10 protein-coding genes are annotated in these 13,528 nt (G+C 69.1%); 1 reads left to right on the top strand and 9 read right to left on the bottom strand.

The window, feature by feature from the left end:
- Positions 1 to 4 precede the first annotated feature (4 nt).
- On the bottom strand, positions 5 to 343 hold the full coding sequence (locus tag ASE89_RS10075) for an L-rhamnose mutarotase (protein ID WP_056677292.1): 339 nt from the start codon (positions 341 to 343) through the stop codon (positions 5 to 7).
- Positions 344 to 393: 50 nt separating this feature from the next.
- Positions 394 to 1,206 carry an IclR family transcriptional regulator gene (locus ASE89_RS10070; RefSeq protein ID WP_056676923.1) on the bottom strand — a complete coding sequence of 271 codons (813 nt, stop codon included), beginning with the start codon at positions 1,204 to 1,206 and terminating at the stop codon, positions 394 to 396.
- A gap of 144 nt (positions 1,207 to 1,350) precedes the next feature.
- On the opposite strand from ASE89_RS10070, the gene ASE89_RS10065 reads away from it, so the two are divergent.
- On the top strand, positions 1,351 to 1,671 hold the full coding sequence (locus ASE89_RS10065; RefSeq protein WP_056676920.1) for a hypothetical protein: 321 nt from the start codon (positions 1,351 to 1,353) through the stop codon (positions 1,669 to 1,671).
- Between the two features lie 31 nt (positions 1,672 to 1,702).
- Here the strand turns inward: ASE89_RS10065 and ASE89_RS10060 are convergent, their stop codons facing one another.
- The 7 genes from ASE89_RS10060 to ASE89_RS10030 all read right to left on the bottom strand — a co-directional run bounded on the left by ASE89_RS10060 (position 1,703) and on the right by ASE89_RS10030 (position 13,470).
- Positions 1,703 to 2,953 carry a histidine-type phosphatase gene (locus tag ASE89_RS10060; protein ID WP_056676917.1) on the bottom strand — a complete coding sequence of 417 codons (1,251 nt, stop codon included), beginning with the start codon at positions 2,951 to 2,953 and terminating at the stop codon, positions 1,703 to 1,705.
- Positions 2,953 to 5,862, bottom strand: coding sequence for a TonB-dependent receptor (locus ASE89_RS10055; RefSeq protein WP_056676914.1), 2,910 nt, complete (start codon positions 5,860 to 5,862; stop codon positions 2,953 to 2,955). Before ASE89_RS10055 ends, ASE89_RS10060 begins: the two co-directional genes overlap by 1 nt.
- An 80-nt stretch (positions 5,863 to 5,942) precedes the next feature.
- Positions 5,943 to 6,869 carry a FecR family protein gene (locus tag ASE89_RS10050; RefSeq protein WP_236701696.1) on the bottom strand — a complete coding sequence of 309 codons (927 nt, stop codon included), beginning with the start codon at positions 6,867 to 6,869 and terminating at the stop codon, positions 5,943 to 5,945.
- Positions 6,870 to 6,876: 7 nt separating this feature from the next.
- A complete protein-coding gene (locus tag ASE89_RS10045; protein WP_056676911.1) occupies positions 6,877 to 7,383 on the bottom strand; it encodes an RNA polymerase sigma factor in 507 nt (168 codons plus the stop codon).
- A gap of 84 nt (positions 7,384 to 7,467) precedes the next feature.
- On the bottom strand, positions 7,468 to 8,880 hold the full coding sequence (locus ASE89_RS10040; RefSeq protein ID WP_056676905.1) for an efflux transporter outer membrane subunit: 1,413 nt from the start codon (positions 8,878 to 8,880) through the stop codon (positions 7,468 to 7,470).
- A 10-nt stretch (positions 8,881 to 8,890) separates the two neighbouring features.
- Entirely contained in the window at positions 8,891 to 12,067 is a 3,177-nt protein-coding gene (locus ASE89_RS10035) for an efflux RND transporter permease subunit (protein WP_056676903.1), read from the bottom strand.
- Between the two features lie 134 nt (positions 12,068 to 12,201).
- Entirely contained in the window at positions 12,202 to 13,470 is a 1,269-nt protein-coding gene (locus tag ASE89_RS10030) for an efflux RND transporter periplasmic adaptor subunit (protein WP_056676900.1), read from the bottom strand.
- Positions 13,471 to 13,528 lie beyond the last annotated feature (58 nt).

Here is a 13,528-nt window from a genome sequence, read left to right as displayed (position 1 = left end):
CCGGTCAGCGCTGCCCGTCGAGCGCGAAGATGCGCTCGGCGAGGAGCCATTTCTCGCCCGGCTGCGCGCTCGGCAACGGACGCTGAAGGCGCGACATCGCGGCTTCCCACGCGACCACGGCGGGATCGGACGCGTCCGCCGCGGCCTTCGCCTCGGGGTCGAAGCCGGGACCGGTCCGCATCATCATCACCAGTCGGTCATCGCGCTGATAGATGTCCATCGCCTCGATTCCTGCCGCCCGGATCGAGGCGAGCACCGCCGGCGGCACCGCGCGGTGGCGATCGCGATACGCCGCGATCAGCGCGGCATCGTCGTGAAGGTCGAGGAAAAGGCAATGCCACATGATATCGTGTTCCATGGTGAGGAGGGGAGAAGGCGACGCGCTTGCAGCAGTCAGCCGTCGGATCCCGCGTCGGGTGCGCCGTGGTCGACGACCCGCTGATACAGCCCGTCGCGGACTTCGGGGGACAGTTGCTCGGCGATAGTGGCGGCGGCGTGGCGCAACACAGCCTGCGACGCTTCCAGCGTCACGCGTGCGCCCGGGCCATCGACGAAGGGCACGGTCAACGCCGCCCGCGCGGACCCCATCACCAGAATCGGCACCGACATGTCGGTGATCGCATTCAGGACGGGACTGGGGGTGGTGTGCAGACCCTTCGCCGCGATCGCGTCCAGCTCCGCCGCCAGCGCCGCCGCATCGAACGCAGCGCCCGCCAGACGCACGTCGTCGAGCATGGCCTGGCGCACATCCGCCGACTGGAACGCCAGCAGGACTCGTCCCGACGCCGAGCGATGCAGCGGCCGGCGATAGCCAACCCGGATCGCAAAGCCCGACAGGCTGGGGGCCTCGAAGCCGACGATCACCACCATCTCGGCACCCGACGCCACCGCCATGTGACAGCTTTGCCCGGTCCGTCGCGCGACCTCGCTCATCACCGGGAGCGCGATGCCGACGAGGTTGCGGACCGGCGGCTGGCTCATGCCGAGCGCGAAGAGCCGGTTGGTCAGCCGATAGCCGTCATCGCCCCGCGCGATATAGCGGTGTTCCTCGAGCACCTGCAGCATGCGGAAGATCTCGCTGACCGACCGGCCGAGCGCGGTCGAGATATCCGACATGTTGAGCGGCGCGGTGGCTGCGGCCAGCAGCTCGAGGATCTCGAGCCCCTTTTTGAGCGCGGGCGCCTGATAGCGCGATTTCGTCGTCATGGCTCCCCCGGTGCGCTTTTGGCGGCTTCTACGATCACCCACGCCAAGAACATAGCGGCTCCGTCGCAGGCTGGTAATTGAGGACCGGCCATGGCGTGCGATCGGACGCATGGCATGCCGTGACAGACCTGCTAAGGCGGCGGCATGTCGAAAAATCTCAGCACTTCCGGTACCATCGACGTCGATGGCACCACCTATGAATGGCGCCTCGAGAGCGAGCCGCAATGGTCGGACGACGACGGATGGAAGGGGATGGTCCTTTCGCTGCTCGAAAAGGACTGCCAGCGTGAGGCGATGCTCGAATTTCCCGCCCCCAAGCGCCTGCTGAAGGGGTTGCCGCGCGGGCGGCTTCAGATCGACGATCCGACCATCTCGCGCGGTATCCGGGCGGCATTGGGCGCAGGCTGGGAGCCGATGTCGCGCGGCAAGCCCGTGGTGTTCGTCGTCGACGCAGAGGGCAATTAAGCGCGCCCCCGCGCTACTCCTTCGGTGGGGGCTACACCTGATCCAGGACATAGCGCGTGAACCGGGGGAGCGGGCAGGGGTCGCCGCAGCCGGGGACCGGGATCGCGACGATCTCGGGCGGTGTCTGCGCCGACAGCGGGATGCGGTAGCGCATCTGGTCGAGCCCCTGCGCGACATAGCGGACCCGCACGATGCTCTTGCCGGTCGCGCCACGACGCCACAGTTCGAACACCAGCCCGCCGCCGGGGGCGGCTTCGCCGGCGCCGTAATCGCGCAGCGCCCAGTCGAGACCAAGCAGCCCGGCGAGCATCGTTACCGTGCCGTCATGGCCGCTGACGACGACGATCTTCTCCGCGTCGCCGATCGGGTCGGCCAGCGCGGTCGCGCCGGCGCCGCGCTGGAGCGTCGCGAGCAGCCGCATCGCGAGATAGCTGCTGGTCTGGCGGCCGACCTCCGGAGTGCGCGTGCGCAGGTCGATGCCGGCCCCATGGACGGTGAGCGCCTTGCCGATCGTCGCTGCGTCGATCCCGCTCCAGCCGGGGAAGGCGAGCCCGTCCGCATAGGCCATGACGAGGCTTTCGGCGATCCCGGCGACCTGCAGGCTGGGCGAGGTGAGGTCGGGCTTGCCCGTCGCGTCGATCCGCATCGTGATCGGCGTATCGCCCAGCCGGCGCTGGACCCGGGTGCGCTCGGTCGTGGAGCACGGGATACGGCGGCATTGCAGCATCAGCGCCTCGAACCGGTCGCGGTCGGGGGTCTGGCGCGCGTCCCACGCCGCCAGATCGCCGTCGACCCGCGCGGAGATCGCCGCGAGCATCCGCGGGGCGTCGAGCGGCGCGAGCGGGGTCTGCGGCGCCTCGAACAGCGGATCGGGCGCGGCCGCCGACTGGTGGATCGGCGCCGCGCACCCCGGGGTCAGGCCGGCGGCGAGCGCGGTCGCGGTCGCCTCGGTGCGCTGCGTGTGGTTCGCCCAGTAATAGACCGCGCAGTCGCTCGCGCCGAGCAGGCCCAGCTGCCGGTACTGCGCCGCGTACCAGCCGCCGAGCATCGTCACGAGCGTCGCGCCATTCGCGGTCAGGTGCCCCGCCGGCACCTTGAAGCGCGGAAAGGCGCGGCGGCTGTAGCGGCCCAGCTCCACGGGGCTCGACATCGCGCTGCGCACGCCGTGGCGCATGACGATGACGACGCGTTCGAGTTTGTCCTCGCGCGGCGGCGGCGTTTGTGCCGGCGCGATGGACGAGGCGACCAGCGCGAGGCCAGCCGCGAGCGAGGCGAGCCGCATCAGAACTTCGCCCTGACGCCGGCCATGAACGTCCGACCGTAATCGGTATAGCCCGCAAACTGGTTGTCGCGGACATATTGCCACTGGACGCCGCCGGCGACGTTGATGCCCTGCACGACGAAGGTCACGTTCGGCGTCACCTTGTACGACATGTCGAAATCGAGACTGCCGAACGCGCTGTCGTTGTTCGCGGCGAGCCCCGCGCCGCCCACGTCGCGCAGCACGTTGCCGCGCCAGCTATAGCTGACGCGCGCACCGACGCGCTCCTTCTCGTAGAAGGCGGTCAGGTTGAAGCTGTCCTTGGCGACTTCTACCAGCGCATCGCGGAAAATGCCGCCGGTCGCCAGTGCATAGGTGCCGCCGGTCTTGGTGTGCGTATAGTTGGCCTGCGCGCCGAGGCCATCGAACGGCGCGGGGAGCATCTTGAACAGCTGCTGATACGCGATCTCGACGCCGGCGACATAGGCGTCGCCGCCGTTCTTGGGCGCGGTCAGGCGATAGGTCTGGCCGTCGAGGACGAAGTCGCGCGTCTGCTGGAACACGAAGGTCGTGATGTCCTTGTAGAACACGCCGCCGACCAGCGCGCTGCCGGGCGCGAAATACCATTCGACCGTGCCGTCATATTGCCAAGCCTCGAACGGCTTCAGCTCGGGATTGCCGCCGACCGCGGTGAGGACGGTCGGGCTCGAATTGATCGTCAGCCGCGGCGCCAGATCGGCGAGCGACGGCCGGGTGATGACCTTCGACGCGGCGAACCGCATCTGCAGATCGGGCGAGACCTCGGCGACCAGGTTGAGCGACGGCAGGAAATTGTCATAGGTCTTGTCGTAGCTGACGGGCAGCGCGACCTTGCCGTCATCGGCATAGCCCGAAGAGGTCTGCCGCGTCCGGGCATAGCGTACGCCGATATCGCCGCGCACCGCGATGCCGCCGAGCGGGAACGCGAAATCGGCCATCGCGTAGCCCGCGACGATCTCCTCGCCGATCGCATAGCTGTTGCGCAGATCGCCGCGCGCAAGCGGTGCGGCGAGCAGCGCCTCCTTGCCAGTGGCGGCGGCGAGGAATTTCGCCGGATCGGGCATCGCCCAGCTGGTCGGCAGGGTGCCGTTCGCGCCCTTCAGGAAATCATCGACCGGGAACGGGACGAAATAGCTCGCGTCGAAATATTTGCCCGCGATGCCGCTGGTGAAATTGATGTCGCGGCGATCATAGGCGCGTGTTCTTTTCTGGTATTTCACCCCCGCACGCAGCGCGCTGACCACGCCGGTCAGGTCGCGCGTGACGTCGAGCTTCGCGGCGCGCTCCCGGTCCTTCGAGCCGTTGACGCGGTATTCGATCCGCCGTCCGGGCAGCAGCGCCGGGTTCGACAGGTCGGCGTTCAGCAGCGTGACGTCGGGCAGCCGGTCGCCCGCCTTGCCGAAATCGAACGTCGTCGGGCCCACCGTACCAAGCAGCCGCGTGCGGTAGATCGGTTCGGGCGTATTCGAATAGGCCTGGCCGATGCTGCCGTCCGCGGCGATCGTCCAGCCGCCCGCCTGCCAGCGGGCATTGGTGCCGACCAGCCAGTTCTTGTACTGGAGCACCGACGTCTCGCGACCGATCTGCGTGGTCGAGGCGGTCGTGGTCGCACCGGTCAGCACGCCGTTCTCGATCACCGCGCTGCCCGGCACGATCCCGCGCGGCAGGTTGGAGCCATCCGCCGCCGAATAGGTCAGCTCGTCATAGGCGACGTTCAGCCGGCTCCACAGCCCGTCGACGTTCAGCTCGAACCGGTCGTCGGGCTTCCATTGCACCGCGCCGTTGATGCCGATCCGGTCGCGGTTCTCGCGCTCCAGCGTCGGGCGGATCGCGGTCGGGATCAGGATCGTGGCACTGTCGAGCGAGCCGTTGCCGTCGGTGTCGATCTTGCCGTCCGCCCAGCCGACGCCGGTGATCCGGTCCTGCCGCGTGGTGCGCTCGTCATAGACGCCGGCGATCAGCGCGCCGAACTTGCCGTCCGTGCTCGCCCAGCTCGCCATGCCCGACAGTCGCGGATCCACCGCGTCGGCGAGGCGCGGCGAACTGGCCGTGGCGGATAGCGACAGCACCGGCTTCTTCAGGTCGAGCGGACGGAAGGTGCGCAGGTTGATCGTGCCGCCGATGCCGCCTTCGTCGAGGCTCGCGCGCGGGCTCTTGATCACCTCGACCGCGGACATGAGCTCGGACGGCAGCGTGTCGAACCGGAACTGGCGCCCGCTCTGGCCGCTGTCGCGAACATTCTCGTTCACCGCGACCGAGCGATCGTTGAGCGTCACCACCTGGAAATTGGCGCCAAGCCCGCGGATCCGGACGAACACGCCTTCGCCGCGATCGCGAACGATCGACACGCCGGGGACGCGCTGGAGCGCCTCGGCGATGTTCTGCGCGGGGAACTTGCCGATATCCTCGGCCTTGACGACGTCGATGACGTTGGTCGCCTTGCGCTTCTGCGCCAGCGCACCGGTCAGGCTGCTCGCATAGCCCGTCACGACGATCTCGCGGGTCTCGTCGTCCGGAGCGGACACAGCGGTCTGCGGCGCTGCGGTCTCGACCGTCGCGGCGACGATCAGCGCGCCATTGGGCTGCTGGCGGACCATCAGCCCGGTGCCGGCGATCAGCCGCTCGACCGCGGCGTGCGGTGCCATCGTGCCGTCGATCGCAGGTGCGGTCCGACCGGCAACCGCAGCGGGTGTGAACAGGATGTCGATGCCGCTCTGGCGGGCGAGCGCTTCGAGCGACCGGCCGAGCGACTGGACGCCGAGATGCACGCGGACGACATTGGTCTGCGCAATCGCCGCGGCGGGTGCAAAGGCGGTCGACAGCGCGGCGCAGGCTGCGCCCATCACGAACGAACGGCGCAGGCGCCGGCGATTGGTCGTCACGGTGTTCATCCCCCCAAGGAAGGCGGCGATACTGCCGCACCTCCTCGACGGGCGAGCCGCGATCTACCCCACCCCGCTGACGCGAATTTTTATCCGCCGAGCAGGACGGCACCGTCCATCGTTCGCAACCGCAAATCCAGCAGCGTCGCGAGCGCACGCCCCAGCGCGACATTGTCGCCCATCCGGTACATGCCGCTGACCTGCAGCCCAGCGACCGCCGGGTCGGCGATCACCAGCCGCGTCGCGCTGTACCGGTTCGCTTCCTCGGCAACCGTCGCGAGCGTATCGCCGTGAAACGCGGCACGACCGCTGGTCCAGGCCCGTGTCGTCGCGATGTCGGGCCGATCGATCACGCCGTTCCGCAACCGCGCTCCGTCGGTCAGGAGCTGCGCAGCGCCAGTCGTCGTCGTGGCAGCGATCGTCGCCCGCCCCTCGATCGCGGTAAAGGCCGCCCCGTCGCGCGCGTCGCAGCGCAGGTCGAAGCGGCCCGCGCCGGCGGTCATCGCCCGGTCGGCCGCGGTGATCGTGAACGGGGTCGCCAATGGCGCCACCGTCAGGTCGATGCGGCCTGGCGTCAGCCAGAGCCGCCGCCGCCGCTCGGTCGCGACCACATGCAGCCGGGTGACCGCGTCGAGCAGCAGGGCCGAGCCGTCGGGCAGCACGATCCGTCGCTGCTCGCCGATCCCCGTCCGATACGGCGTCGCGGCATAGGCTGCCTGGAACACACCGGTCCCCGCGACAGCCGTGACCGCGAGTGCCGCGACCCCGCCGAGCGCGCGGCGGCGCGTCACCACCGGCGCGCGCGACGGTGCGGTTCCGGGCACCATGTCCCACAGGTCGGTGGCGCGCTCGAACCGTGCGGCCTGCTCGGGGTTCGCGGTCAGCCACGCCCGAAAGACGATCGCGTCCTGTGCGCTGACGTCGTCCGCGTTGAGCCGCGCGATCCACTGCGCCGCAGTGCGTTCGGGCGCCGCCTTGTCCGAAAACATCCGGTCTAGGGATTTGCGGCCATGCATTGCGTGCTCACCAATCCTCCGTCCAATCGACCAGGAAGGTCATCGCCTTGGCCATGTGCTTTTCGACCGCACTCTGGCTTATTCCCAGACGCGCAGCAATCTCGCGATATTTATACCCGTCGAGCCGCTGCATCAGGAAGATCTCGCGGGTCCGCGGGCTGAGACGATCGAGCCCCTCGCGCGCCCGGTCGAGCCGCGCCTTCGCGATCAGCACCTCGTCCTGGATCGGCGAACAGTCGCGCAGCCATTCGATCGCTCCCGCGTCCTCGTGTGTGCCACGAACCGCCTCGCGTCGGAACGCATCGCGCCCGCGGTTGACCGCCGCATGAACAAGGAACGCCTCGTCGTTGCGCGGCGCCGCGGGCAGCGTCGCCAGGCTGACATAGGCGTCGTGGAGCAGATCCTCGCCATCCGCCCGCCGCGTCAACCGCTCGACCTGCGCACGCAGACGCGACCACCCCGCCCAGAGGCGACCGGGCCCCGTATCGACCATGCTGAGCTCGGACGTCGCCATCGGCCCAGGCGGTATGCGCCCGCCGGTACAGTTTGATGACGTGCCGGCGACGGATCAGTGACACGCAACGATGCCGCGCCGGTGTTAGCCAGCAGGGCGGCGCGGCGGCTGCCATCCCCCGCCGAGTGCACGGAACAGGTCGACCTGCGCCCCCGCGATGCGGGCGTCGGCCGCGGCGAGCTCGGTATCGGTATCCGCCAGCGTCCGCTCGGCATCGAGGACGTCGAGGAAGTCGATCTGGCCTTCCCGCTGGCGCGCGCGGGTGATGCGCGCGGCGGTGGCGGCGTTGTCGTGCGCGGATTGCAGTTGCGTGCGGCGATCGAGCTCGCGCGCATAGTTGGACAGCGCGGTCTCGGTTTCCTCGAGCGCGGTCAGCACGCTGCCGTCGAAGCTGGCGAGCGCGCCGCGCGTATCGGCCTCGGCGCCGGCGATGCGCGCGCGCGCCGCCGATTGATTGACCGACCAGTTGAGCAGCGGGCCGAGCAACCAGCGGATCGGCCCGCCGGTGAAGACGTCGCCGACGCTGAGCGCGGTCGAACCGATCGAGCCGCCGAGCGCAATCTGCGGATAGAGCTGCGACGTCTGCACCCCGATCCGCGCGGTGGCGGCGGCGAGGCGGCGTTCGGCGGCGTGGACGTCGGGTCGGCGCGCGAGCAATATCGCGCCGTCGCCGATCGGGATCGGCCGGTCGAGACGCGGCGTGGTCGTGCGCGCGCCGGCGCTGGCGGGCAGCTCCTGCGGCGTGCGGCCGGTGAGCGTGGCGAGCCGGAAGAGCGCCGCCTGACGCTCGGCCTCGATCTGCGGGATATTCGCGGCGCGCTGGTCGCGCAGCGCGGCGATCCGGACCTGATCGAGGCGCGCGGCGCGACCCGCGTCGACCCGCTTGCCCGTCAGCGTGTTCGATTTCTCGAGCAGGTCGACGATCCGCCGGGCGACCGCGAGGCGTTCGGCGGACGAGGCGGCGTCGACATAGGCGCGCGTGGTGGCGGCGACGATCGAGACTCGCACCGCGTCGGCATCGGCCTGTGCCGCGCCGACGTCGCCGCGTGCGGCCTCGACGTTGCGGCGGACGCGGCCGGCGAGATCGACCTCGTAGCTGACGTCGAGGCCGACATCGTAGGTGGCGCGCTCGCGGTCGAAGCCGGGCAGGTTCTGGAGTTGCGACGTCCGGGAGTAATTGCCGCTGCCGCTGGCGTTCACCTGCGGCTCGCGATCGGTTTTCGCGCCGCGCAACGACGCGCGGGCGCTGTCGAGGCGGGCGATGGCGACGCGCAGGTCGGTATTCGCTGCGAGTGCATCCGCGACGAGGCCGTCGAGGACCGGGTCGCGGTACATTCGCCACCAGTCGTTATCGGGGGCGGTCGTGACGGTCGCGGCGTTGGCGGTGACGAACGACGCGGTCGCCTTGGGCGGGGCGATCGGCGCGACATAATCGGGGCCGGCGGCGCACGCGGCGAGCGTCAGCGCCGAGAGGCTCGCGAGAAGCAGGGACTTCATGAGGCTGGTCCTATTCGGCGGGCTGAAGGGTCGCGGCGGGGGCAGGACGGCGGCGTTCGAACCGCATCGCCAGCGCCCGTGCGACGACGTAGAAGGTGGGGGTAAAAAGCAGCCCGAACCCGGTCACGCCGATCATCCCGAAGAACACCGCGGTGCCGAGCGCTTGGCGCAGTTCGGCGCCAGCCCCGTCGGCGATCACCAGCGGCACCGCGCCGAGGATGAACGCGAAGCTCGTCATCAGGATCGGCCGCAACCGGTCCTTCGCCGCACGCACCGCCGCCTCGACCGGGGACAGGCCGTCCTGTTCCTCGGCCTGCTTGGCGAACTCGACCACGAGGATCGCGTTCTTCGCGGCGAGCGCGATCAGCACGACCAGCCCGATTTGCGTGAGGACATTGTTGTCCATCCCCCGCAAATTCACCCCGGTCATCGCCGCGAGCAGGCACATCGGCACGATCAGGATGATCGCGAGCGGTAGTGTCAGGCTCTCATATTGTGCGGCGAGCACGAGGAAGACGAACAGCACGGCCATCCCGAAGACCAGCGCAGCGGTGCTGCCGGCCGCCTTTTGCTGGTAGGCGATGCCGGTCCATTCATGCGCATAGCCGGCGGGCAGCGACGCATCGGCGAGCTTCTCCATCGCCACCAGCGACTGGCCCGAGGAATAGCCCTTGGCGGTGTCGCCATCCACCTCGACCGCGGGGAAAAGGTTGTATCGGACGACGCGGTACGGGCCGGTCTTGTCACGGAACGTCGAGACCGAGCCGACCGGGACCATCTGGCCCGAATTGGAGCGCGTCTTGAGGTTGGCGATGTCCGCGGTGGTGTTGCGGAACGGTGCGTCGGCCTGCGCGGTGACCCGGAAGGTGCGCCCCAGCAAGTTGAAATCGTTGACGAACGCCGAGCCGAGATAGACCTGCAACGCCTCGAACACGCGCTCGGGGGGAACGCCGAGCAGATTGGCCTTGGCGCGGTCGACATCGGCGAAGATGCGCGGCGTGGCGGTATCGAAGAAGGTGTAGACCTGCGCCAGGCCCTTGGTCTGGTTCGCCTTGCCGATCAGGTCGTAACTCGTCTTGCCAAGGTCGCCATAGCCGTGGCCGCCCTGGTCCTGCACCATCAGGCGATAGCCGCCGGCCGAGCCGATGCCCTGGATCAGCGGCGGCGGGACGATCAGCAGCCGCGCTTCGGTGATGTCGCCGGTCGCCTTCTGCGATTCGGCCATGATGCTGGCGAGCGTGACGCCGAGCTTCTTGCGCTCGGCAAAGCTCTTGAGCGGGATATAGGCGGCGGCCGAGTTGGGGGCGAGCGTCTGCGACGGGCCGTCAAACCCGGCGAGCATGACCGCGCCCTTGACGCCGGCGAGCGGGAGGATGCGTTTGGCGACCTTCTGCATCACCGCGTCGGTACGCTCGACCGACGAGCCGGGCGGCAGCTGGATGACGGTCAGGAAATAGCCCTGGTCCTGCGCGGGGACGAAGCCCGACGGGGTGACCATGAAGACGCCGACCGTGACCGCGATCAGCGCGGCATAGGCGACCATCATCCGCTTCGGCGCGGCGACGAGGCGTGCGGTGAGGCGGGCATAGCTTTCGCTCATCCGCTCGAACCCGCGGTTGAACGCGTCGCCTGCGCGGCGCACCGTGCGGGTCAGGCGGTTGCCCGAGCCGGCAGGGGCGGTGGGCTTGAGCAACATCGCGGCGAGAGCCGGCGACAGCGTCAGCGAGATGAGCAGCGAGATGATCGTCGCGGTCGAGATCGTCACCGCGAACTGGCGGTAGAACGCGCCCGACAGTCCGGTGAGGAACACGGTCGGGATGAACACCGCGCACAGCACGAGCACGATCGCGACGAGCGCGCCCGACACCTCGTCCATCGAGGTGCGCGCCGCCTCCAGCGGGGACAGCCCGTGTTCGAGGTTGCGCTCGACATTCTCGACCACGACGATCGCGTCGTCGACGACGATCCCGATCGCGAGGACGAGGCCGAACAGCGACAGGTTGTTGAGGCTGTAGCCGAATGCGGCGAGCACCGCGAAGGTGCCGATCAGCGAGACCGGGATCGCCACGATCGGGATGATCGCCGCGCGCCATTTCTGCAGGAAGACGAGGATGACGAGCACGACGAGGATCATCGCCTCGAACAGCGTGTGCTTCACCGCGTCGATCGACTGCGCGATGAATTCGGTCGGGTTGTAGATCACCTTGTATTCGAGGCCCTTGGGAAAGCGCTTCGACATGCTCTCCATCTCGGCGGTGACGGCCTGCGCGGCGCCGAGCGCGTTCGAGCCGGGACGCTGGAAGACCGCGGCGATGACCGTGGGCTTGCCGCTGAGATAGGTGTTGGCGCCGTAATCCTGCGCGCCGAGCTCGACGCGGGCGACGTCCGAGACGCGGACCTGGCGGCCCTGCGCGTCGGTGCGGATGACGACGTCCGCGAACTGCTTGGGGTCGGTCAGGCGCCCTTGCGTCTCGACGTTGAGCTGAAACGCGCTGTTGCCCTTGTCGTACGGCGGCTGGCCGAGCGTGCCGGCGGCGACCTGGACGTTCTGCGCGCGGAGCGCCGCGACGATCTCGCCCGCGGTGAGGTCAAGCGCGGCCGCGCGGCCGGGGTCGATCCAGACGCGCATCGAATAGTCGCGCGCGCCGAACAGCTGCACGTCGCCGACGCCGTCGATGCGGCTGAGGCGATCGCGGACCTGGGTCAGCGCATAGTTGGAGATGTAGCCGCGATCGAGCGAATTGTCGGGCGAGACGAGGTTCACCACCATCAGGAAGTCGGGCGAGGTTTTCCGCGTGACGACGCCCAATCGCTGGACGTCCTCGGGCAGGCGCGGCACCGCGACCGCGACGCGGTTCTGGACGAGCACCTGTGCGGCATCGAGGTCGGTGCCGATCTTGAAGGTGACGGTGATCGTCACCTTGCCGTCGCCGGTCGATTGCGACGACTGGTAGAGCATGTTGTCGACGCCGTTGATCTCCTGCTCGATCGGCGCGGCGACGGTTTCGGCGACCGTCTCGGCCGACGCGCCCGGATAGGTCGCGCTGACGGTGACGGTGGGGGGGACGATGTCGGGATATTGCGACACCGGCAGCGCCATATAGGCGATCGCGCCGACGATCGTGATGATCACCGCGATCACGCCCGCAAAGATCGGCCGGGTGATGAAGAAGCGCGAGAAGCGCATGGTTTGTGTCCTCGATAGAGGGCGCGCGCGCTTTTCCGTTCCCCGGCGGAGGCCGGGGTCCAGTTGGGCGAACCGCAGTGATTACATCGAAACGCTATGCCACCTGGGCCCCGGCCTTCGCCGGGGAACGGTGGTTATCTGGCGAGTGTGGCTTCACCCGAGATGGGCTGGACCGAAGCCGGCGCCGCGGCGCCGGTTGCGACCGCGATCCGGCCCGCCTTCGGCGCAACCGTGGCACCCGGCATCGCCATCTGCGTGCCCTGGATGATGACCCGGTCGTTCGGCCCGATCCCCGAGCGGACGATCCTGAGGCCATCGACCACCGGCCCGAGCTCGACCGGCTTCTGGCTCACGACGTTCTTCGCATCGATCGTCAGCAGTACTTTCCGCGCCTGATCGGTCTGCACCGCGTCGTCGGGCACCAGCAGCGCCTGTCGCGTCCCCGCACTGGCGAGGCGCATGTTGCCGAACATCCCCGGCGTCAGGAAATAGCCCGGATTGGCAAGCACGGCGCGGCCGCGGATCGTGCCCGAGCGCTGGTCGAGACCGTTGTCGGTGAAGTCGAGCTTGCCCTTCCAGCGATGCTCGGTCTCGTCCTGCAACTGGATCTCGACCGCCGCCGGGGTCGCGCCCGGATGCCGCGCGCGCTGCGTCTTGAGGTAGAGCGCCTCCGACCCGTCGAAATTGAAGTAGATCGGATCGAGCGCGTTGATCGTCGTCAGCACGGTGCCGCCGGTGCCTTCGCCGCCCGCGACCTGGTTGCCGGCATCGACGCGGCGATCGGAAATGCGCCCGCCGATCGGCGCGCGAACCTGCGTGAAGCCGACGTCGAGTGCGCGGGCACGTTCGCGCGCCTGCGCGGCGGCGAGTGCGGCGCTGGCAGCTTCGAGCTTGCCACGCAGCGCGTCGACCTCACCCGCCGAGACGGCCTCGTCCGCGACCAGCCGCTGCGCACGGCCGAGGTCGGTCCGCGCGAGCGATAAGGCGCTCTTGGCGCTCGCGACGTTGGCGTGCGCCTCGGCTAGCGCGGCGGCGAATGGACGCGAGTCGATCGTGAAGAGCAGCTGTCCTTTGCGGACGATATCGCCGTCATGGAAATGGACGCCGGTGACTTCGCCCGCGACACGCGGCCGGATCTCGACGCTGCGGCTTGGCGCGAACCGGCCGACATAATCGTCCCATTCGCTGACCTGCCGCACCAACGGGGACGCGACCGTCACCGAGGCGGGCGGGGGCGCCGCCATCGCGGCATCGGGCTGATCGAGCAGCCGGACGCCGATCGCGCCAACCAGCGCGACGGGCACGAGCAGCATCGCGCCGCGCTGCCACACGGGTCTGCGTCGGGGGGCAGGGGCCGCCACCGGTATGGCATCGGCCGTCTTGATCGGGGTGAACACGGTCATGCCGCAACGCTCCGTGGTCGATCGGCTGACGTGAACGTGAATTTGGGATATTCCATGG

Origin of the sequence: Sphingomonas sp. Leaf30, from assembly GCF_001422525.1 — a bacterium.
In the GTDB taxonomy this organism is placed as follows: Bacteria; Pseudomonadota; Alphaproteobacteria; order Sphingomonadales; family Sphingomonadaceae; genus Sphingomonas; species Sphingomonas aerolata.
Note: the sequence above shows the minus strand (reverse complement) of the source record. Positions and strands in the feature narration are given on the sequence as shown.

What these genes read in the sequence shown, in the direction of transcription:
- ASE89_RS10075 (WP_056677292.1), bottom strand. Translation starts at nt 343, where the DNA reads ATGTGGCATTGCCTTTTCCTCGACCTTCACGACGATGCCGCGCTGATC.
- ASE89_RS10070 (WP_056676923.1), bottom strand. Translation starts at nt 1,206, where the DNA reads ATGACGACGAAATCGCGCTATCAGGCGCCCGCGCTCAAAAAGGGGCTC.
- ASE89_RS10065 (WP_056676920.1), top strand. Translation starts at nt 1,351, where the DNA reads ATGTCGAAAAATCTCAGCACTTCCGGTACCATCGACGTCGATGGCACC.
- ASE89_RS10060 (WP_056676917.1), bottom strand. Translation starts at nt 2,953, where the DNA reads ATGCGGCTCGCCTCGCTCGCGGCTGGCCTCGCGCTGGTCGCCTCGTCC.
- ASE89_RS10055 (WP_056676914.1), bottom strand. Translation starts at nt 5,862, where the DNA reads ATGAACACCGTGACGACCAATCGCCGGCGCCTGCGCCGTTCGTTCGTG.
- ASE89_RS10050 (WP_236701696.1), bottom strand. Translation starts at nt 6,869, where the DNA reads ATGCATGGCCGCAAATCCCTAGACCGGATGTTTTCGGACAAGGCGGCG.
- ASE89_RS10045 (WP_056676911.1), bottom strand. Translation starts at nt 7,383, where the DNA reads ATGGCGACGTCCGAGCTCAGCATGGTCGATACGGGGCCCGGTCGCCTC.
- ASE89_RS10040 (WP_056676905.1), bottom strand. Translation starts at nt 8,880, where the DNA reads ATGAAGTCCCTGCTTCTCGCGAGCCTCTCGGCGCTGACGCTCGCCGCG.
- ASE89_RS10035 (WP_056676903.1), bottom strand. Translation starts at nt 12,067, where the DNA reads ATGCGCTTCTCGCGCTTCTTCATCACCCGGCCGATCTTTGCGGGCGTG.
- ASE89_RS10030 (WP_056676900.1), bottom strand. Translation starts at nt 13,470, where the DNA reads ATGACCGTGTTCACCCCGATCAAGACGGCCGATGCCATACCGGTGGCG.